Here is a 21,428-nt window from a genome sequence, read left to right on the forward strand (position 1 = left end):
CCTTTAAGTTGTAGGGAAAACTTACAAAGATATAAAATAATAATATGGATTTAATGTTTATTATAAAAATGAATAAATATAGGGTGACATAGAAATTACATAAGAACCTGCGTTGACCACAAGTGAGGAGAGCACGATTGAGGCATAAAGCCTGCTGAAAGATTAATGTAAAGACTTTATAAATAAGAAAATTTTATTGGAGGGATGTCCATGGAACTACCAAAGATGATAAAGATAAGGCAGCACTTTAACAGGGAACATATTGAGGATATCGAGGGTACAGTAAAGGAACAAATAAAAAGCTCAGGAATTAAAATTGAAAGGGGAAGCCGTATTGCAATTGCTGTAGGCAGCAGAGGTGTTGCAAATATACACAGGATTGTTAAGGCAACTGTAGAATGGATAAAGGAAGCAGGTGGAGAGCCATTTATTGTTCCTGCGATGGGAAGCCATGGCGGTGCAACTGCCGATGGACAAAGAGCAGTACTTGAGGGCTATGGTGTTACAGAGGAGTACACGGGAGCACCTATAAAATCCTCCATGGAAACTGTGGAACTTCCACAGGGGAATTTAATAAACAAGGTATATATGGACAAGTATGCCTATGAAGCAGATGGAACAATAATAATTAATAGAATAAAGGTTCACACTGATTTTCATGGCCCAACGGAAAGCGGGCTTATGAAGATGTGTGTTATTGGCCTTGGAAAGCATAAGCAGGCACTTGAAATACACAGGTATGGAGTATATGGGCTAAAGGAGTTAATTCCTAAAACAGCCAGGCAGGTTTTAAAGCATGGAAATATTATACTAGGTATTGCTGTAGTAGAAAATGCCTATGATGAGACGGCTATAATAAGGGCCCTTAGACCTTCAGAGATTGAGGTGGAGGAAATAAAGCTTCTATCCTACAGCAGGAAGAACATGCCTAGAATACCCTTTGATAAGTTAGATGTTCTCATAGTTGATGAAATGGGTAAAAATATAAGCGGAACAGGAATGGATACAAACATAATAAATAGAATTAAGATTAAAAATGAGCCAGAACCAGAGGGAATTAAAATTACAAATATTGTTGTTTCAGACCTTACAGAGGAGTCACATGGTAATGCCCTCGGTATGGGGCTTGCAGATTTTATTACAAGAAAATTCGCAGATAAAATAGATTTTAAGGCGACCTATGAAAATACAATTACAAGTACCTTTATAGAAAGGGCAAAGATGCCTATTGTAGGGGAAACCGACAGGGATGCAATTCAATATGCACTAAGGACTTGTGGGCCAATAGATATAAAAAACGCAAGGATTGTACGCATAAAAAATACCTTAAAGCTTGATGAAATATATGTGTCAAGTTCCCTTCTTCAGGAAATTCAAGACAAACCAGGTATAGATATCGTGGGAGAATTTGTAGATATTCTCAATGAGAAGGGTGAACTAACGGAGTTTTAAATAAACCCCTTGAGCAATAATACAAATAAAAGGCAGAGATACTATGATAATGATGTGCCAGTTATAGATTTAAATGCCCCTAAAAGTTTTGAAACCGCAACCTTTGCCCTGGGGTGATTTTGGGGACCTGACGCCCAGTTTTGGGATACTTGATGGTGTTATTACTTAGTGAGGTGATTATTATGAAGGAACAAAGGCGAATTAGAGATTATGGCATTACCATCGGCAGAATGAAGCCTGGAAGGCTAAATTCCATTACGGATGTTGAAGGTATAAGGGTTGGACACGTAACTCTTAATGATGGCGAGGTTAAAACAGGTGTTACTGCCATACTTCCCCATGGCGGAAACCTTTTTAAGGAGAAGGTTATGGCCGCCAGCTATGTTATAAACGGTTTTGGGAAGTCCATTGGAACCATTCAGATAGATGAATTGGGAACCATTGAAACACCTATAATTTTAACCAATACCCTAAGCGTTGGCACTGCCTGTGACGGAATTGTAGAATATATGCTGAGTCAAAATGATGACATAGGTAGAACAACGGGCACTGTAAATCCTATAGTATGTGAATGTAACGATGGATATTTAAACGATATAAGAAAGCGAAGGGTAGAAAAGTCCCATGTGATAGCTGCCATACGAAGTGCCGAAGTCGAATTTGAGGAGGGCTCTGTAGGCGCCGGTACAGGTATGTCCTGCCTTGGCCTTAAGGGCGGAGTAGGCACCGCTTCCAGGGTTATAGAGCTGGATGATAGGAACTATACCCTTGGGAGCCTTGTTTTATCAAACTTTGGAGTAGGAGAGGAACTTTTAATAGATGGAATTAAAGCCGGAGAGAAAATAAAGGAGCTACTTTCCAGAAGCTATGATGAACCAGATAGGGGCTCTATTATTATGATAATAGCCACCGACATCCCCTTGAGTGAAAGACAGCTCAAAAGGGTATGTAAACGTGCAGTGGTGGGCCTTTCAAGGACAGGCTCCTTCATAGGAAATGGAAGTGGCGATATTGTCATTGCCTTTACAACTGCAAATAAAGTCAAGCATTATGAAGAAAAGGACCTACGAGAGATAAAAATGCTAAAGGAAGATAAAATGGACCTCGTCTTTAAAGCAGCAGCTGAGACCATAGAGGAGGCAATACTAAACTCACTTGTCTGCGCCGAAACAACCGTTGGGAGAGATGGACATACAAGACATTCCCTGAAGGAGTTCATTGAGGATATCCTTTAAAAGGCTCAGGAGGCTGCCTCCTGAGTCTTTTACCCAAGCTCCCTGTCAATTACATCCCTCAGCATTTCCTCACTGTATAGTCCCTGCAGCACGCTCTCTCCTATTATAAAGGTAGGAACTGCATTTATACCCACCTCGTTATAGGCATGGTGAAGCATCCTCTGATGTACCTCCCTATATCTTCTATGCTCAAGTGCTTCTTTAAAGTCCTTCTCATCAAGTCCCATTTATATTATACGCTTGCCGAGGATTTCCCTTATTTTTATTATAACACGCTAACCATCTCCTGGTTCTGTAACTAAAAAGCAACTCCGATATGCTTTATCATATTGGTGTTGCTCTTCTTATCAAATTTATAAATCCTGTTACTGCGTTTTTGGTGGAAATAGCTTAATTAGAACCTTCACTAAGGCAAATAATAATAGCAGAACTAAGAATATTCCTGTCATTCCAAATCCCATGAGCTTAAGACCCTGGAAAAAGGTAGGGAGATTATTACTTAAACTTGCTATAGTATTCACATTAACACATCCTCTCCACAGTTGATTTAGTTAAATAACCCCGATTCTATTACCTAATCCTTATGCAAAGAATGCCAGGAGAAGGCCACCCGCTATAACCGAAGCTATCTGTCCAGCTACGTTGGCTCCGACAGCATACATAAGTACAAAGTTTTGGCTGTCTTCCTTCTGAGCCATTTTCTGTATCACCCTTGCAGACATTGGAAAGGCTGATATTCCCGCTGCACCTATCATTGGGTTTATCTTTTCCTTTCTAAAGAGGTTAATAAACTTGGCAAACATTACGCCCCCTATAGTGTCGAATATGAAGGCTAATAATCCGAATCCAATTATAAGCAGAGTCTTAAACTGTATAAATTCCTCAGCAGTCATATTTGCAGCTATTGTTATTCCAAGTAAAATTGTAACTATATTAACAAGTTCATTCGAAGCAGCATTTGAAAGCCTGTCAAGAACTCCACACTCCCTCAGCAGGTTTCCAAACATGAGGAAGCCTATAAGCGGAAGTGAAACCGGAGCTATTAATCCTGCTATCATGGTTATTGTTATCGGGAAAAGTATCCTTGTAGTCTTTGAAACATTTTCCGCCTTGTATGGCATTCTTATCATACGTTCTTTTTTTGTTGTAACAAGCTTTATGGCAAAGGGTTGTATTATTGGCACAAGGGCCATGTAGGAATATGCCGCTATAGTTACCGGCCCTAAGAGATTATAGGCAAGCTGGCTTGTTACAAATATTGAAGTGGGGCCGTCAGCAGCACCTATTATACCTATCGATGCAGCCTCCTTTATATTAAATCCACCAAAGAGGGCAGCAGCGCATATTGTAAAGAATATGCCAAACTGCGCAGCGGCTCCAAACAAGAGCATGAAGGGGTTTTGAAGCAGTGGGCCAAAGTCAATCATAGCTCCGATTCCTATGAATATCAAAAGTGGGAAAAGCTCCGTAGCAATACCTCCCTCAAATAGGAAATTCAATATACCCTCAACTTCAGTTCCTCCTATTACCTGGTTCAAAACGCCTGTCATAGGAAAGTTAACAAGGATAGAACCAAACCCCATTGGAAGAAGAAGAGCAGGCTCATATTCCTTCACTATGGCAAGATATATAAGAATTCCACCCACAGCCCACATGATTATCTGCTTAAGGGTAATAGACATAATTCCACCTAATAAGATTTCCATTTATTTTCCTCCTAGCGTTTAAATTATTGTACCAATTTGTACAAGGACCTCTCCCGGGTTTACAGCTTGTCCCTTTGAAACGCCTACTGAAAGGACTTTTCCATCCACCGGAGACACTATTTCATTTTCCATTTTCATTGCCTCAAGTATCATTAAAACCTGTCCCCTTTTCACATGATCACCGACTTTTACATAAACATCAAGTATATTTCCAGGCATTGGCGCCTTTACAGTTTCTCCACCTGAGCCTGGCGCTGAACTATTCCCTGGAACAGGTTTTACACTTTCAGATGTAGAAGAGGCAACCTCTCCAGTTACTTCCTCAATTTCCACCTCATAAACCTTGCCATTTAGCTTTATAACATACTTTTTCATTCTCACTTACTCCTTCCTTACTATTTAACCCTGGTAATTCTTGAAATATGGAAGTGGGAATTTGGTTTATCCTTCCCAGCCATAATCGATGCCACCAGGGCTACTACTATTTTATCCTCTTCATCTATTTCATATGTCACTTTCTCTACCGTTTGTTCCTTAAGATTATCTGAACTCTCTTCTTTATTAAAAAGTCTTTTTAAAAAATCCGATAATGCCATTTTCTTCACCACCTTTATATATACTACATGGTTACAGTAATATAATGCACCGTTTCACCACTGTCCTCGTTCTCGTTTTCTGCTTTACCATTCAATCTGTTTTCAAAGAACTTCTTTGCAACCTGAGGGAATAAAATATAGGACAATACATCCTCCATAGAGGTGGCTAAATCTCCGATTTCCTTACTGTGTTTTCCTATTTCAGGTTCTAACAGATCAGCCGGTCTCTGGGTTATTACCTTCTCATCACCGATAATCTTTTGCTTAATATCGTCGCTAATTGGCGCAGGTGGCATTCCGTAAAGTCCCTTAACGTATTCTTTAATTTCCTTTGGAACTATCCTGTATCTTTCACCTGTCAAAACATTGAATACCGCCTGTGTTCCAACCATCTGACTAAGTGGAGTAACAAGCGGCGGGAATCCTAAATCTTCTCTAACCCTTGGTATTTCACTGAGTACCTCTTCATATTTATCCAAGGCACCCTGTCCCTTTAATTGGGATAATAGGTTAGACAGCATTCCTCCCGGAACCTGATATGTTAGGGTATTTGGCTCTACATCCATTACCTTTGGATTTAATATTCCGCTTTCTCTGTATTTTTCTTTTATTGGTTTAAAATAGTCTGATATTTCGTTGAGTAAGCTTATGTTTAACTCTGGAGCTCTCTCACCTTCACTTAATGTAACAACCATGGATTCTGTTGCAGGCTGTGAAGTTCCTTCAGCAAAGGGGGAGATAGCGGTGTCTATTATATCAACTCCAGCCTCTACTGCCTTTAGATATGTCATTGAAGCAATTCCACTGGTTGAATGTGTATGGAGTTCTATAGGTACGCTTACTGCTTCCTTTAGCCTCTTAACAAGTTTGTAGGCTGAGTAGGGCGTTAATATACCAGCCATATCCTTAATGCAAATAGAGTCCGCTCCTAATTCCTCCATTTTCTTTGACAGCTTAACATAGTATTCTATGGTGTGAACCTTGCTTGTTGTATAACTTATAGCGCACTGGCAGTGAGCCCCGGATTCCTTTATGGCTTTAATTGAAGTTTCGAGGTTTCTTGTATCGTTTAAAGCATCAAAAACCCTGATTATATCTATTCCATTTTCAACGGACTTCTTTATGAAGGTATCCACCACATCATCGGCATAGTGCTTGTATCCCAGGAGATTTTGTCCCCTTAAAAGCATTTGAAGTTTAGTATTCTTAACCTTCCTACGAATTTTCCTTAACCTTTCCCAAGGGTCTTCATTAAGAAAGCGAAGGCATGCATCGAAGGTTGCTCCTCCCCAAACCTCAAGAGCATGATATCCAACCCTGTCCATCTTCTCCAGGATAGGAAGTATTTCTTCAGTTCTTAATCTAGTGGCAATAAGAGATTGATGCCCGTCTCTAAGCGATGTCTCTGTTATTTTAATTGGATTCACTGTTTTATCACTCCCTAAAAATATCACTAAATACGCTGGGTTTACTTTAATTAATCTATTATCCTTTATCATAGGAATTAAAATACTCAAGTGCCATGTTTTCTATCTTAGAAATCAAATCCCTTATATCATGCTTTCTTGACCTCCCGCACTCAAAGGCATTGCTATCACAAAGCAGGCATTTTCTTGGTCCTATTCCAAGCTCCTCCCTTGATATCTGTCTACCCTGGGGGGCAAATACATCGAAGTCGTACAGCCTTCCTAAAGGATGCATTTCCTCGATATTGGCTGCCATTCCCTTGATTATATATGGTGATATATCAAAAACAGCCAAATACTCCGGTCCACTATTTTTATAGATAACCTTTTCAAACAGGCTCACAATTGAAGATTCACCTATTTTTTTAGTAAAGACCGCCAGCCCTTCATCAAATATTTTCCTAATAAAGGGGCTATACTTTACAGGACCAGGTATGTTGAGTTTATAGGACACAACTGTATTCCTGTAATTATCCAATAAATACTGTTGATACTCGGCCCTTGTTTCCCTTGCCTTTAAAATATCACTTAAAGACTGTTCTACTCCCATAAAGTATAGACTCACCTTAAAACACCTCTTTATTTTACTTTTCTCACAACGTCTATTATTGTTCCATCCCTGTACTCAACTATACCAACTACCTGATCCTCGTACTCTATTGGATCAGGCTTTCCAACAATACTTTCTGCCCTTTCCTTCAGCTGTTCTATTGTGTATACAGGAATACTGACATTCATAAATCTTTCTATTAAATCAGTCCTTCTTGGATTAACTGCAATTCCATGGTCTGTTACAAGCACGTCTATGGTTTCCCCTGGAGTAATAACAGTGTTTACTGAATCTACTACAGTGGGTATTCTTCCACGAATCAACGGTGCAACAATTACAGTTAACTTTGCTCCTGCTGCTGTATCGCAGTGTCCACCAGAGGCTCCCCTCATTACTCCATCTGAACCTGTCATTACATTTATGTTAAAGTCCGTATCTATTTCAAGTGCAGATAGTATTACAACGTCAAGATTATTTGCAATGCAGCCCCTGTTGTGAGGGTTTGCATAGAAAGATGCATCTATTTCATGGTGTCTTTCATTCCTGCTTATTGAGTCTGCGGCCACAAGATCAAAGCTTTGAACGTCAAAAAGGTTTTTTATTAATCCTTCCTCAAGCATTTCAACCATTGGCTTTGTTATTCCACCCAGTGCAAAGCTTGCTGTAATACCCTGCTTAATCATTTCATTTCTTAAGAATCTACTTACAGCCAGGGCAGAACCACCTGATCCTGTCTGGAAGGAAAAGCCATCCTTAAAGTAACCTGACTCAATTATTACTCGGCTTGCATATTCTGCTATAAGTAATTCCTTTGGATTTTTTGTAAACCTTGTAGCACCTGATGCTATTCCTGAAGGGTTTCCTATTTCGTCAACCCTTACAACATAGTCTACCTTTGTCTGTGGAATGCTTGCAGGAACATTTGGAAAGTCTACCAGTGTGTCAGTAATAATTACTACCTTGTCTGCATAATCAGCATCAACCCTTGCATATCCCAAGGAGCCACAAATCGCCTTTCCCCTTGCTCCACTTGCGTTTCCATATTCATCTGAGGAGGATGCTCCTAAAAACGCCAGGTCTATCTTGATATCCCCAGCCTCTATTGCCCTTGCTCTTCCACCATGGGATCTTATTATTACCGGTTCATTCATGAGTCCCCTTGATATTTCCTCTGCCAGTGCTCCTCTAAGACCGCTTGTTGTAATTTTAGTAATTACACCATTTTTAATGTGTTTTACAAGTGGTGAGTGTACGCTTCCAAGGGAGCTTGATGCCAGGGTAAGGTTTTTAATACCCAGTTTTGCAATGGCATCAACTACCATATTAAGTATGTAGTCGCCTTCTCTAAAGTGATGATGGAAGGATATTGTCATTCCATCCCTGAGTCCACATTTAACAATTGCTTCTTCAATGCTGGATACGAGTTTGCTTTCACCAGGCTTTGCAGGTTTAACTTTTGGTGCAGCCTTTTTCACCTCACCATTTTTTGCAAAGGGACCCTGATAAAGTTCCAAACCATTTATAACGGATTCTGGAATTTCCCTTCCGATACTATTTTTCATTTTCCATTCCCTCCTTATACACACCTGAAGCAACTGCTAGTTGAAGTATTCTTTCTGCCCTCTCTACAATCGGCTTGTCTATCATTTTTCCATTCAGGGATATAACACCTAGTCCTTTTTCTTCAGCTTCCCTTGCTGCCCTAACTACTTTTATTGCCTTTTGGATTTCATCCTGTGTAGGGGTGTAGATCTCATGTACTAATGGAATCTGTCTTGGATTTATTACGGATTTACCGTCAAATCCTAATTGCTTAATAAGTTCTACTTCTTTTCTAAAGCCTTCCTCATTATCTACGTCTGTATATACAGTATCTATAGCGTATATACCTGCGGCCCTTGCAGCCATAACAATCTGGCTTCTTGCCCCTAAAAGCTCAAGTCCATCGGGATATCTTTTAGTTTTCATATTTGTTACATAGTCCTCTGCACCGAGGGCTATACCTATTAATCTTTTACTTGCTGTAGCAATTGAATAGGCATTTAAAACTCCAAGAGGACTTTCAATTGCTGCCATCATTTTTGTTGATCCTATTTCTCTTCCAATCTTTCTTTCGACTTCTTCTATGACTTCATCTACAGCTATAACATCTTCTCTGGCTTCTGTTTTTGGAAGCCTTATAACATCTACTCCTGCCCTTACAACAGCCTCAATGTCATCCCTCCCATAGGGAGTATCAAGTCCATTTATTCTTACAACTATTTCCTTATCACCGTAGTCTAATGTCTTTATTGCATTATATACAAGAAATCTTGCTGAATCCTTTTCTGTTAATGCAACAGCATCCTCCAGGTCAAACATTATGGAATCGGATCCATATATATATGCATCCTTAACCATACCAGGGTTGCTTCCTGGAACAAACATCATAGTTCTTCTTAAGCGTTCCATTTATCAATTACCTCCCAATCATACTTTCCCTTAATACCTGATGCCCTATAGGCTGCACACAGAACCCTCGCTCTTATAGTGCAGTCAAGGGCTCCCCTGTCAGTTGCAATTACTCTTGCGTTTTCTACTCCTAATGCTTCTAAAGTTTCTCTTATAACTCTTCTTATCTGTCTTCCAAATTGCTTTTCCACACTGCTTTTAAGTTCAATCTCTATGCACGCCTCTTCCCTGGGTTCAATTATGACTTGAATATCGCTTGACTCTAAGGTTCCAGCTACTGCACGTTTTATAAGTTTCATTGTATACACCTCCATTAATTTATTCTCCTAAATTTATTAAAAATTGGGATAAAAGCTATTTATTCCTTGGACCTGGGTTAATGATATGCTATGTAGGGAGCTGACCCTTTAAATATCTTTATTTAAATCTATATTCTCAAAACCTTTATTTTATTTGTAAATCCAATATGGATTGTATTATTTCCAATCATGTAAAGTTTAGCGCCGTCCTTTTTCAACTTAATTATAAGTCACTCAATGGTACGCCCCAAGTTTTTTCAGTGTTTTTTTGTGTATTTTTGGTGTTTTTTTGGAATAACCACCTGAGACTCTAAATCCATAAACTAAAAAAGGAACAGCCCAATTATGGTTGTTCCTTAATTTATGATTCCTTCCATCATTCCAAGAAAAATGCTAACCGCCAGAAGATCAGCTGATCCACCAGGACTTATATTTCTTCGAATAAACTCCAAATTTATACTCTCCAGTTTTTCCTTTGCCTTAGGCTGATACATTCCTCCCGTTTCGATAAATTCCTTTGATATGGCCTTGACGTATTCAAGACTTTCTATTCCACCCCTTATAATCACATTCGTATCTTCGCTCTCCGCCATAAGGTTTAATAGGATTTCCAAAAACAGATCATTTATGGAAAGCCGCCTGCTTTTTCCCCAATCCCTCATTATCCTAACTGCCCTTTTCTGTACTGTATCAAAACCGCTTTCAACCTCTCCCCGTATACCCCTAAAGCCGTACTCTATAAATAATCTTTCTCCATGGGTTAAAACTTTCTTACTCCAAACTGCTTTGAAGTCTTTTTTAGTTAAGTCCTTTGCAACCTTTTTTACCTCCTCACAGATCTCCTCGATGATAAAGTTTGTGGTTTCATATTTTCTATACAGCTTTCCAACCACTGCACAGAGAATACCAAGTGAAAAGATAATACCCCTATGAGTATTCACTCCATTTGTAGCCTCAAACATATCCCTTTCACATTGGATACCTGGAATTCTTATTCTATCAAGAAGCTTTGTGCTATCATCATCTTCAAAGGACAATCCCTCTATGACAAACTCATACAACCACCTATATAAGGCAGTACTGCTTGCCATAAAAGTAAAAAAATCCATGTCCCTATGGGCACCTGAGTTATGGCGATCAACCAGACCGGGCTTTGGTGTAGTGCTTACCTCATACAATATAGCCCTCTGTGCTAAAGAGGCAGCATAATGTGCAAACTCTTCCTTGCCTTTCAAGTTTTCCCTCCTAATCCCTGATTTCTGCCATTACAATCTCAAGGGAGTAATCTAGATGCTTTTTAATAATTTTATCAATATCTTCCTTATTTTTTTCAACTATAGCCTTTAAAATATCCCTGTGCTCCTTTATCGCCTTTTCCCTTCTCTCCTTATCAGAGATAGAAATGTTTCTAAACCTTTGCAGATACTCATTGAGCCTGCTAATCATCCCCGTAAGCCTTTTCATTCTGCTGGCCTTATATATCATTAAATTGAATTCACCAAATAATCTTATAACCTCTTCAACATTGTCCTTTCTATTTTCTTCCTCAGTTAAATCAAGCAATTCTTCAATTTTCTTTATTTCCTCTTGGGTTATATTCTCCATTGCATCAACTGCAGCTAAAACTTCCAAATTATGCCTGATTTTGTAAATCTCAATTACATCTTCAATAGTAATCTTCTTAACTATAACTCCTATTCTCGGTTGATACTCTACTAATTCCTCCATTTCAAGCCTTCTTAAGGCCTCTCTAACAGGTGTTCTGCTTATGTTTAATCTTTCCGCATACTCCTTTTCAACAATTCTCTCTCCAACAGGAATCACTCCACTAATTATGGTTTTTCTTAAACCCTCATATACTATTTCTCTTATAGGCTTGTTCTGATTAAAGTTTGTATTTTTGACAAACTCATCAATATAGTTTATCATGAAAAACTTCCTTTCTATGTAAATGGTTAATATTTGATACTATATAAATTTTAACCAAAAACATAAAAGATTTCGAGTACTTTATTGTATTAGTAGCTTTCAAATATAATAAATAGTATTTAATAAAAAACAGAAGTTGATAATTATATTTTCAACTTCTATTTTTATCTTATAACCACTTAACTTCACATGTCAGCATAATAAAAAAGTTCCCTGGGGAACTTTTTTATTATACTTTGGAAAAGCATGAAGGATTTAGGAAATTACTATAGAGGCATAGCACCTGTAAGTGCTGCAGCTAAAACAAAGATTATGAAAGTGCCGATTGACCATTTAGCGGCATACCTTTGCCATTCTCCCATATCTACTTCTGTTATTTGTAGAAGCAGATATATGAATGCAACTAATGGGCTTAAAAGGTGGAACGCTTGTCCCATTGTAGATGCAATGCCAATCTGTAGAGGGGTAAATCCATATGCTGCACCCGTTTGTGCAAGTATAGGAAGTACACCGAAGTAGAATGCATCGTTTGATAGGAGGAAGGTACCTGGGATACTAATAATAGCTGTAACTAAAGCCCAGTGTGATCCGAAGGATTTTGGTACCAGGGAAGCTAGATTTAGAGCGATAGCCTCTGCCATTTTGCTTTCTGTTAGTATTCCCATGAACACTCCTGCTGCAAGTACCATAGCTATGACTTGTATAGCATTTCCAGCATGATTTTCTATAAGTTGTCTTTGTGTCTTAAGTGAAGGATAGTTGATGATAAGAGCTAACGCCACAGCTATTTCAAAAATTACAGCAGATGGAAGTTTTCCGCTGATTAATGCATACATGACAAGTATTGTTAAAATAAAATTTACCCATATAAGCTTTGGTCTCTTAAGAGCTAATTCTTCTGAATCTGCTGTAGCAGACATTTCTTCCAATGTTTTATCATCAAAAGCCACAATACCTAATCTCTTACGTTCCTTCAACCCGATAATGTATGCCACAATTATAACCCAAATTACAGCAATTACCATCCCTGGAACTAAAGGACGCAGAATATCTGATCCTTCAATTTTTAAAGCCGACATTATACGGGCAGTTGGACCTCCCCAGGGCAAGAGGTTCATAATTGAGTTTTGTAATATTATTATTGTTGCTAAATAAAGCGGTTTAATTTTAAGTCTTTTATATACAGGTAATAAGGCAGAAGTAACAATCATGGTAGTTGTTGTTCCATCTCCATCTACGGATACCACAGCTGCTAAAATTGCTGTTCCAACAAGTACCTTTAATGGATCGCCCTTAACACACTTAATAATCACATTGACAAGCGGATCAAACAATCCAACATTTATCATTATTCCGAAGAAAATTATTGCAAAAAGCAACATTACAGAAGTTGTTGATACACCCTTAATACCTTCAAGGGCAAATTTTCCAACATTCGGACCAAACCCACCTATAATTGCAAAAATAATAGGCACTACTATAAGAGAAGTAAACGCAGTCATACGCTTAGTCATGATCAAAATCATGAAAGTAATGACAATACCATAACCCAATAAAGCTAACATAATATAAATTACACCCCCCAATAATTTTTAATAATATAAATATTTAAAATATTCGGCCAGCCTACTATCATTCATTATATAGGGGTGCAAAACACAGTTCAATAAAATCCATACACTTTTCCTATTAAAAATTTAAAATTTTCTGAAAACCTTAAAATAATATTAAAAAAATCTTAAAATAATATTAAAGGGATGATTGGAGTTAGAAGGGCTTAGTATTTTTTACACCAATTTTTGTCAATAAACTTAATATTTACTTTAAGCTCATACCAACTAATACTCTTTCTATAACTTTAGAAAGCTTTATAAGCTCTATGGGTTTTGAAATGTATGCATCTATAAGATTATTGCTGCTTACCACCTTTTCACTTTCATCTATATAGCCGGACATTAATATTACTCCTGTATTTTTCTTAATCTTTTTTATATCAGCTGCCAGTTCACTTCCCTTAAGCCCCGGCATCATATAATCAGTTATAACAATGTCGAATTTATTATAATCTGACCAAAACTTCTCCAGTGCCCTCTGGCTGTTTGTTTCAGCAACCACTTCATAACCAAGGTGCTCCAGGCCTTTTTTCAATACTTTAATAATTTTCTCATTATCATCAACTAATAGTATTTTTTTATTATTCTTTATAGTTACTTCAGGACCATTATCATTCTCTAAATCTGCTTGTCCATCAATCAAAGGTAAATATACCCTAAAGCAGCTTCCTCTGCCCTTCTCACTTTCAACAGTAATGGCCCCCTCATGTTTGTCTATGATGCTTTGAACTACAAAAAGGCCTAATCCTGTTCCTTCTCCTATCGTTTTTGTTGTAAAGAAGGGCTCAAATATTCTTACTTTTGTTTCTTCATCCATACCGCATCCTGTATCCTTAACTGTAAGTTCCACATAATTTCTTTCACTAGATAGTGATACATTATTTTCGTTAATTTCTGCACCCTGAACAGTGCGCAGGGATATTTCAATGATTCCCTCATTATCTTTTATAGCTTGATAGGCATTGGTGCAGAGGTTGAAAATAACCTGATGAATTTGTGCATAATTGCCCCTTATATATCCACAGTCCTCTTTAATATTTTCCTTTAGAACCACATTCTTCGGCAAAACTGTCTTTAAGAGCTTTAACGTTTCCTTTGTAATCCTGCTAATGCTAAATGATTCCATTTTAACCGCTCCAGTATCGTTTCTACTGAAGGATAAAATCTGTTCAACCAATTCCTTACCCCTTTGAGCTGCCTTAAAGATTTCATCAATATCATCATAATATTCACTGCCTTCAGGCAGGCTTTCAAGTAATAATTCTGAATAGCCGAGTATTGGGGTTAGCAGATTATTAATATCATGGGCTATTCCTCCTGCAAGGGTACCAATCATCTTTAGCTTGTGTGAGTGATAAAGTTCCGCCTCCTTCTTTCTTAGCTTCTCTGAGGATTCATTTAACATCTTTAGATATATTGTTTCTTTTTCAAGTTCCTCCTTGCTTTTTCTCATCATAATTAATTCAGAAATAAGAATATATATTAAAGAAGCAATCAAGCTTACTATTCCGGCAATTTTAATCAAAAACTTGTTTATTGGTTCCTGAATCTCATCATAGGACATTACTAATGCAATTACCCAAAATTGCTCACCAAGTCGAACAGGCGTGTAGGCATTTAGCTTTTTTATTTTTCTAAGGACGTTGTCCCCCCACCAATAAGAATAATAGATTGCCGTACCTTCATTTCCTTTTAGCTGGTTCTTTATTAGATCTTCAAGCTCACTATAATCCAGATCTGGGTACTTTTTCTTTCTGCTGTCAATAACATTCATCCCAACCTGTTCCTTTACAGGGTGCATTATGATTGTACCGTACTGATCCTTTACCATTGCATACCCTTTTTCTCCTACTTTCACGGGTGCAATTAATCTGTTATATATATCATAGAGGCTTATCTCTACCGAAACCACCCCCTTAAAGTTATCTCCATCAAAAACAGGTTCGCTTACACTCAATATGAAGGTGTTTTTAGCTTCATCCAAATATACCTTTCCAATATGAGTCTTTTTTCCGATTACAACATAATCAATATCAGCCTTTAGAATACTGTTAATTTGGGTTTTCCCCTGTGGATATTGCGTCAAAAGCTTACCATTTTCATCAAAAAGATAAACTGCATTTAACGCTTTACCCTCGGCTTCATAGTATGATTTAAGCTTATCATTATAAACGTCTAACACTTTACCCTGCTCAATATCTGAAATATTTTTAGCAAAATCTTTATCGAGGGTAAGAATCCTTATACTATCCACAACTTCCCTGGTAAACAATTCTATACTTCTAGATATAGATCTGGCTGTTCTCAGCATGTTCTGCTGCTGTTGTACTATTATTGCTTTTTTATACTCATCGTATGTAAGATAAATAAGAGTACTCAAAATTAATACTAAAGTAATATATACTATTATTTTTGCCCTACCCTTTTTAAATGTTGCCCTTTCAAACCATCTATTGATTAATGTGCCAATCATACCTATCATCTCCCATTTTTTCCTTGTGTTATAACGCAAAGCCCTGTGGTAAATAATTGCAAATATATAAACTTTGCCTACCCAAAAGAAGATAGGCCTTCCCGCAACAATGACCTGTGTCTGTATTCTCGTATCCACAATTAGATCATGACTAACTTCAGGGTAGAATTTATCTACTTTATGTATTGTTCTACCATATCATTGCCCTTTGCAACCACGTAAATTCATACCGACTTACATCACTAATGGATTGTGCTAACTTTGGATTTTTAACTGGGAAATCCACTTTCCATTAATAAATTCTTATATGCTTTATCTAAATCAATCCGTTGTGCTAGTTCAGAGGCTAAGCGGAGATAAAAAATATATGAAATTCACATAAAGCGTGTAACTAGAAGTTCTAGGCAAAGGGATGCAGAAAAATCCTAGAACTTTCGTGACTTAAGCAAGGCGAGTTTAACGAAAGTTCTTGATTTTTCAAATCCCGAGCCTTAGAACTTCTTTGCCTAGCGTACTGGTGAATGAAATATATTTTTTATCGCAGCGCCGATCTGTAAATTTATCTGGCACAACGAATTAAATCAGTAAACTCTGTTAAAGTGATACTGCCTCTTTTTTAACCATTCTTATTGGTTTTTAAGATTTTTCATATCATTGGCACATTCTACATAAGAATTAGTTTTACCTTTGTTTTGTATAGCTCTACCCTTTTCGCAAGATAGCAATTATATACAAACCTACAATGATCAAAGGTCATATTTAACATTAATTCTTGCTCTTTATTACAATGTCACTTCATTTCACATCACTATTTATGTATATTATACTTTAATGCTAAAACAATTTAAAGTTACATCCAAAATTAGAAATTAGTGTAATGTGAATTAGGGAATCATCGAACTTCCCTAATCCAATCCCCTTACATCCTCGACCACATGGGTACGAGGTTTATGGGTTATTTCTATTAAAGTCATATAGGCTAACTTCCAAGGCTAACGCAGATAATATAAATACCTGCTATATTTCCCAAAACTTTTTTGTTCGGTGGAAAAAATAAATGCAATAATTTAAATTTTTATCGCAGCATCGGTCTGTATATTTTTTCTGCTTTTATTCCAATGGGCTTTTCAGAGTAACATAACACGTTAAATTATAAAAAGTTGCTGAAAATTAAAGATTTTTCAGGTTAAATTTCGTTTAATAATGGCTACAAAACATAATGAATTATTGATTTCTCCAGGATATATTTAATATAATTATTTTGATTTTAATAATAATCCAATAATTCTGTATTGTCTTTTGAATCTATTACTTTGTATATTGAGGGTGGTACATATGAAACAGCCAAAAATTCTTATTGTTGAAGATGATGAGTCTATAAGAAAATTAATTTCCAGAATACTTACAAAGGAAGGCATGCTTACTTATCAGGCTGAAAATGGCAAACAGGCTCTTCAAAAGATAGATAAATACGACTTTGATTTGATAATTCTAGATATTTTAATGGACGATATCTCCGGTTATGATGTGGCTAGAGCTATAAGGGAGCACGACTTAAAATTACCAATTATATTTCTTAGTGGAAAAAAAGAAAATGAAGATATCATTCGTGGCCTGGATATTGGAGCAGATAGTTATATAACAAAGCCATTTAGTCCTCCTGTTCTTTGTGCACAAGTAAGATCACAAATCAAAAGGCGAAGAGAAATATTGCTTGATAATACCCCCTCAGACTTTATAATTCATGGACCTTTTAAATTTGATTTGAAGAACTATAAGTTCTATAAGAATGACATAGAAATTAAACTAACCTCAAAGGAAATAAAACTCATAAAATTCTTTATGGAACATCCAAATCGCGTATTTTCCAAAGAGGAACTGTATCAGAATGTTTGGCATGAAAACTCAGTAGATTACAATAGCATCATGGTTTATATAAAATACCTTAGAAACAAAATCGAAGAAGTCCCAGGCAATCCTAAATATCTTAAAACTGTATGGGGAATCGGTTATCAGTTTTCCGTTTATTAAAAGCACGCTCCGAGAGCTCTCGCAGATATGAGTAAATTTATATGGAAGAGATTAATTCAAACTGGAAATTACTACAGGAGGCAACTTCTGTAGTAATTTTTAATTTTTGCAGATTGCCAAATTATGTGATAGTATGACTGTTCTTAATTATTATTTTTTATCTAATTTTCTTGTTGTTCTGGTTTTGGCTCCATGAGACGCTGCAATAAAAAATATATTTCATTCATTAATCATGACAATTGCCACGAAAAGTTATTCCTGTAATCACTATTTTTACAGATAATGGAAGGATATTATTGTATTAGGAAAAATTAAGGACATTCCTTTAATTTAACGTATTATGCTAGTGCTAAAACTAAAAAGTAATACAAATAATTAGGTGTATAGCTTCCTACTAACGTCAAACAATTTTTTAAACATAATGTTTTAGATGCGCATTGCTATAAAATATATCTTAGTATAATGCAATTATTAACTCTTGACGCGTTTGATAATTTGAGTTATTTAGTACAAGCCTATTAATTATACCAAACCAAGGCTCTATTAGATTGAGCTATGCTGCATTACTTGATGTATTGTAAAATTTAAATTTATTGGTTAGGATTATGCGTATTCCAGACTCTTTCTGCTGTTTTATATACAGAAAGATTATCTAAAATAATATGAACTTCTTTGTTTGGATACTTTTTTAAATCTCGGTAAAAAAGTCTAAAAAATTTCATAATTTTCAACATCATAACACTTGGCAAAATCTTTACCATTATGGGGATTAAAAGCTGCAACTATTTGCACTGCAGGCTCTGTCCGCCTATATGTTGCAGGTAATCTTTTGGAATATCCTGATTTTGTTCAAGAACTACCTAAATATGGCCTTACGGAAAGCGGTCCATTTTTATTAGAACAAAGTGCGACTGCATGTTTGGGAGGATCGATATAAAGATCTATAATATCTTTTTTTAACCTCATAATCAGGATCATTGCTTTGTTATTACACAGCACAATAAAATATGCTGATAAAATCACAATATAATAACATTAAAATAATAAAAAATGATTCTAAAAACAGAAGATTAAATAAAATGCTTCTAGTAAAATTAGCCTAAAATGCAAATTATATAAATTTAGTACATTTGGTTCTTCAAAGATAAATGAAAAAAGATAATTTTCATACTATCCTTTCTCAATTTATCTTATATAGAATTCTACTGGGCGCTCAGGTGGTATCCCCACATCACCCTATACTCTCAACAGACACCAAAATATTCAAAGGGAATTTCACCAAATAACACTAAATATGACACATAATAGGAGTATATCCAAACCGTCACAAATGTAAATCAAGGAACTATCTTGAAATCGCTCTAGTCTGTTTTCTCTGTCATCTCTATTGGCTCTACATTAACATGATATTTGGTAATTGAGGTATTCTCTTATGTATACCTCCTTTTAGCTTATCTTTCTCAAAATTTTAATGTATTAATAGTTAAGAGAAAAGGACATAAGAATAAAATTTGAATTAATAAAAATATAAATCAATTGACTTTACCAATAAAAAATTTAAAAAAAAGGAAAAATAACTATGAGCTATGCGAATAATCTTCTTAGATTGGATTTAAACAATATAAAAATTCAAAATCAACAATTTTAACAAACTTTTGTTTAAATGTAATGCATAATATGATAAGTATCTGTAAATCCAATTGACCATTAAAGGAGGATATATAATGTTTGACCTAATATTTATAGCTATTCTACTAGTATGCTTCGGATTTATGATAATTTTCACATACTGGTGCGATAAGCAAATTGATGGAATTCAATAATAGATGGAGGTTATGAAAATGGTAGTACTTCTGATAATAGTCTTTCTTTTATTTATTTATCTTGGTTATGTACTGTTTAATCCTGAGAAATTTTAACTTGGAGGTTGGTTTAAGTGGATTTTTTACAAATAGCAATTACTTTGGCCATATTTGTTCTTCTTTCAATTTTTATTTGAAAATATGTTTATAAGGTCATAAATTTTGAGAAAACCTTTGGCAGCAGGTTCTTTGATGTAGTTGATAACTTTATCTATAAAATAACAGGAATAAAAAAGCATGCTATGAATTGGAAGCAATATACTGTTGCATTACTATTAACAAATGGAGTAATGGCATTGCTCGTATATATTATATTTAGATTTCAAAGCCTTTTAGGGTTTAACCCCAATTCAAATAAGGCAATGGAACCCTCACTTGCTTTTAATGCAGCAATAAGCTTCATAACAAATACAAATTTACAGCATTACTCAGGAGAATGGGGGCTATCATATTTAAGTCAGATGGCTGCTATTACGTTTTTAATGTTTACATCAGCAGCCACAGGCTTTGCAGCAGCTACTGCCTTTATTAGAGGCATTGCAGGCAAGAAAATCCCTGGAAACTTTTTTGTAGATTTAGTAAGAACAATAACAAGAATTCTAATTCCATTTTCAGTTGTTGTTACACTGCTTTTAGTTTCTCAAGGAGTTCCTCAAACATTAACTCCTAATCAAACAGTAACAACAATACAAGGAAATCTGCAGGATATTCCTTTAGGGCCTGTTGCATCCCTTGAGTCAATTAAACATTTAGGAACAAATGGAGGAGGATTCTTTGGCTCAAACTCTTCTCATCCATTTGAAAACCCCACTCCGCTGAGCAACTTAATTGAAATGCTTTCTATGATGGCAATACCAGGAGCCCTGGTGTATGCCTTTGGTCTAACACTTAAAAACAGAAAGCAGGGGTGGGCTATATTTGCTTCTATGGCAATGCTGTTTTTAATGTCCCTGTCACTTGCCTACTATGCTGAAAAATCCGGAAACCCAGCACTTACAAACATTGGATTAAATCAATCAATGGGTAACATGGAGGGTAAGGAAGTAAGATTCGGTATTGCGAACTCAGCATTATTTACAACAATAACGACAGCCTTTACAACAGGATCTGTAAACAACATGCACGACTCCCTAACACCACTTGGAGGGCTTGTGCCGCTATGGCAGATGATGCTTAATGTCATATTCGGTGGAGAAGGCGTTGGGCTTATGAATATGCTTATGTATGCAATTCTGGCAGTTTTCCTTTGTGGGCTTATGGTTGGTAGAACCCCTGAGTTTTTAGGTAAAAAGATCGAAGGAAAAGAAATAAAATTGATTGCACTGGTAATATTAATTCATCCATTTATTATACTTGTTCCTTCTGCAATATCACTGCTTACAAAGCAAGGACTTGCAGGAATAACTAACCCGGGATTTCACGGACTTTCACAGGTTCTTTATGAGTTTACTTCATCAGCAGCAAATAATGGTTCAGGCTTTGAAGGGCTTATAGATAACACGCTATTCTGGAATATTTCTACAGGCCTTGTAATGTTCCTTGGACGTTATATATCAATTATTGCACTCCTTGCAGTTGCAGCATCCCTTGCTTCAAAAAAACCCATACCAGTTGGGCCTGGAACCTTTAGAACTGACAATGCACTATTTACTGTTATTCTTGTTGTAGTTGTTTTAATTGTAGGTGCATTAACATTCTTTCCTGCACTTGCACTGGGACCTATCGCTGAACATTTAACATTAGGACATTGATGAGGTGAAAATAA

Annotated in this window: 18 protein-coding genes and 2 pseudogenes; 5 read left to right on the forward strand and 15 right to left on the reverse strand. The window is 36.3% G+C overall.

The window, feature by feature from the left end; genetic code table 11:
• Positions 1–210: 210 nt before the first annotated feature.
• Positions 211–1,452: a nickel pincer cofactor-dependent isomerase, group 22 gene (locus EDD71_RS02480; protein WP_133627165.1), complete on the forward strand. Its 1,242-nt coding sequence runs from the start codon at positions 211–213 to the stop codon at positions 1,450–1,452.
• 182 nt (positions 1,453–1,634) lie between these two features.
• On the forward strand, positions 1,635–2,687 hold the full coding sequence (locus EDD71_RS02485; protein WP_133627166.1) for a DmpA family aminopeptidase: 1,053 nt from the start codon (positions 1,635–1,637) through the stop codon (positions 2,685–2,687).
• 29 nt (positions 2,688–2,716) lie between these two features.
• On the opposite strand, the gene EDD71_RS02490 is transcribed toward EDD71_RS02485, so the two are convergent.
• From EDD71_RS02490 to EDD71_RS16065, 15 genes and pseudogenes are all read right to left on the reverse strand, one after another.
• A complete protein-coding gene (locus EDD71_RS02490) occupies positions 2,717–2,914 on the reverse strand; it encodes a thioredoxin domain-containing protein (protein WP_133627167.1) in 198 nt (65 codons plus the stop codon).
• A 138-nt stretch (positions 2,915–3,052) separates the two neighbouring features.
• A complete protein-coding gene (locus EDD71_RS16060; RefSeq protein WP_423244796.1) occupies positions 3,053–3,208 on the reverse strand; it encodes an OadG-related small transporter subunit in 156 nt (51 codons plus the stop codon).
• Positions 3,209–3,268: 60 nt separating this feature from the next.
• Positions 3,269–4,393, reverse strand: coding sequence for a sodium ion-translocating decarboxylase subunit beta (locus tag EDD71_RS02495; protein WP_133627168.1), 1,125 nt, complete (start codon positions 4,391–4,393; stop codon positions 3,269–3,271).
• An 18-nt stretch (positions 4,394–4,411) separates the two neighbouring features.
• On the reverse strand, positions 4,412–4,768 hold the full coding sequence (locus EDD71_RS02500) for a biotin/lipoyl-containing protein (RefSeq protein WP_133627169.1): 357 nt from the start codon (positions 4,766–4,768) through the stop codon (positions 4,412–4,414).
• 20 nt (positions 4,769–4,788) lie between these two features.
• Entirely contained in the window at positions 4,789–4,989 is a 201-nt protein-coding gene (locus EDD71_RS02505; RefSeq protein WP_133627170.1) for a hypothetical protein, read from the reverse strand.
• A gap of 23 nt (positions 4,990–5,012) precedes the next feature.
• Positions 5,013–6,416, reverse strand: a complete 1,404-nt coding sequence (locus tag EDD71_RS02510; RefSeq protein WP_133627171.1) for an oxaloacetate decarboxylase subunit alpha — start codon at positions 6,414–6,416, stop codon at positions 5,013–5,015.
• A 58-nt stretch (positions 6,417–6,474) separates the two neighbouring features.
• On the reverse strand, positions 6,475–7,020 hold the full coding sequence (citX, locus tag EDD71_RS02515; RefSeq protein WP_133627172.1) for a citrate lyase holo-[acyl-carrier protein] synthase: 546 nt from the start codon (positions 7,018–7,020) through the stop codon (positions 6,475–6,477).
• Between the two features lie 14 nt (positions 7,021–7,034).
• Positions 7,035–8,567: a citrate lyase subunit alpha gene (gene citF / locus EDD71_RS02520; RefSeq protein WP_133627173.1), complete on the reverse strand. Its 1,533-nt coding sequence runs from the start codon at positions 8,565–8,567 to the stop codon at positions 7,035–7,037.
• Positions 8,557–9,456, reverse strand: coding sequence for a citrate (pro-3S)-lyase subunit beta (citE, locus tag EDD71_RS02525; RefSeq protein ID WP_133627174.1), 900 nt, complete (start codon positions 9,454–9,456; stop codon positions 8,557–8,559). Before citE ends, citF begins: the two co-directional genes overlap by 11 nt.
• On the reverse strand, positions 9,444–9,755 hold the full coding sequence (gene citD, locus EDD71_RS02530) for a citrate lyase acyl carrier protein (RefSeq protein ID WP_133627175.1): 312 nt from the start codon (positions 9,753–9,755) through the stop codon (positions 9,444–9,446). Before citD ends, citE begins: the two co-directional genes overlap by 13 nt.
• Positions 9,756–10,111: 356 nt before the next feature.
• Positions 10,112–10,990, reverse strand: coding sequence for a triphosphoribosyl-dephospho-CoA synthase CitG (citG, locus tag EDD71_RS02535; RefSeq protein WP_133627176.1), 879 nt, complete (start codon positions 10,988–10,990; stop codon positions 10,112–10,114).
• Positions 10,991–11,000: 10 nt separating this feature from the next.
• On the reverse strand, positions 11,001–11,684 hold the full coding sequence (locus EDD71_RS02540) for a GntR family transcriptional regulator (protein ID WP_133627177.1): 684 nt from the start codon (positions 11,682–11,684) through the stop codon (positions 11,001–11,003).
• 266 nt (positions 11,685–11,950) lie between these two features.
• The gene (locus EDD71_RS02545; RefSeq protein WP_133627178.1) at positions 11,951–13,249 is read right to left on the reverse strand and encodes a CitMHS family transporter; all 1,299 of its coding nucleotides are present in this window, start codon (positions 13,247–13,249) and stop codon (positions 11,951–11,953) included.
• A gap of 253 nt (positions 13,250–13,502) precedes the next feature.
• Positions 13,503–15,908: an ATP-binding protein gene (locus tag EDD71_RS02550; RefSeq protein ID WP_243116376.1), complete on the reverse strand. Its 2,406-nt coding sequence runs from the start codon at positions 15,906–15,908 to the stop codon at positions 13,503–13,505.
• Between the two features lie 526 nt (positions 15,909–16,434).
• Positions 16,435–16,545, reverse strand: a pseudogene (locus EDD71_RS16065) (helix-turn-helix domain-containing protein); the annotation flags it as partial.
• Between the two features lie 560 nt (positions 16,546–17,105).
• On the opposite strand from EDD71_RS16065, the gene EDD71_RS02560 reads away from it, so the two are divergent.
• The 3 genes and pseudogenes from EDD71_RS02560 to kdpA all read left to right on the forward strand — a co-directional run bounded on the left by EDD71_RS02560 (position 17,106) and on the right by kdpA (position 21,414).
• On the forward strand, positions 17,106–17,801 hold the full coding sequence (locus EDD71_RS02560) for a response regulator transcription factor (protein WP_133627180.1): 696 nt from the start codon (positions 17,106–17,108) through the stop codon (positions 17,799–17,801).
• Between the two features lie 1,841 nt (positions 17,802–19,642).
• A complete protein-coding gene (gene kdpF, locus EDD71_RS16070) occupies positions 19,643–19,720 on the forward strand; it encodes a K(+)-transporting ATPase subunit F (protein WP_423244797.1) in 78 nt (25 codons plus the stop codon).
• A 17-nt stretch (positions 19,721–19,737) separates the two neighbouring features.
• Positions 19,738–21,414: pseudogene (gene kdpA / locus EDD71_RS02570) on the forward strand (potassium-transporting ATPase subunit KdpA).
• Positions 21,415–21,428 lie beyond the last annotated feature (14 nt).

The sequence above is a fragment of the Fonticella tunisiensis genome, assembly GCF_004364155.1.
GTDB lineage: Bacteria > Bacillota > Clostridia > Clostridiales > Caloramatoraceae > Fonticella > Fonticella tunisiensis.

Bases quoted from the DNA above. Each gene is read 5' to 3' on its own strand.
- EDD71_RS02480 (WP_133627165.1), top strand. From the start codon at position 211: ATGGAACTACCAAAGATGATAAAGATAAGGCAGCACTTTAACAGGGAA.
- EDD71_RS02485 (WP_133627166.1), top strand. From the start codon at position 1,635: ATGAAGGAACAAAGGCGAATTAGAGATTATGGCATTACCATCGGCAGA.
- EDD71_RS02490 (WP_133627167.1), bottom strand. From the start codon at position 2,914: ATGGGACTTGATGAGAAGGACTTTAAAGAAGCACTTGAGCATAGAAGA.
- EDD71_RS02495 (WP_133627168.1), bottom strand. From the start codon at position 4,393: ATGGAAATCTTATTAGGTGGAATTATGTCTATTACCCTTAAGCAGATA.
- EDD71_RS02500 (WP_133627169.1), bottom strand. From the start codon at position 4,768: ATGAAAAAGTATGTTATAAAGCTAAATGGCAAGGTTTATGAGGTGGAA.
- EDD71_RS02505 (WP_133627170.1), bottom strand. From the start codon at position 4,989: ATGGCATTATCGGATTTTTTAAAAAGACTTTTTAATAAAGAAGAGAGT.
- citF (WP_133627173.1), bottom strand. From the start codon at position 8,567: ATGAAAAATAGTATCGGAAGGGAAATTCCAGAATCCGTTATAAATGGT.
- citE (WP_133627174.1), bottom strand. From the start codon at position 9,456: ATGGAACGCTTAAGAAGAACTATGATGTTTGTTCCAGGAAGCAACCCT.
- citD (WP_133627175.1), bottom strand. From the start codon at position 9,755: ATGAAACTTATAAAACGTGCAGTAGCTGGAACCTTAGAGTCAAGCGAT.
- EDD71_RS02540 (WP_133627177.1), bottom strand. From the start codon at position 11,684: ATGATAAACTATATTGATGAGTTTGTCAAAAATACAAACTTTAATCAG.
- EDD71_RS02545 (WP_133627178.1), bottom strand. From the start codon at position 13,249: ATGTTAGCTTTATTGGGTTATGGTATTGTCATTACTTTCATGATTTTG.
- EDD71_RS02560 (WP_133627180.1), top strand. From the start codon at position 17,106: ATGAAACAGCCAAAAATTCTTATTGTTGAAGATGATGAGTCTATAAGA.
- kdpF (WP_423244797.1), top strand. From the start codon at position 19,643: ATGGTAGTACTTCTGATAATAGTCTTTCTTTTATTTATTTATCTTGGT.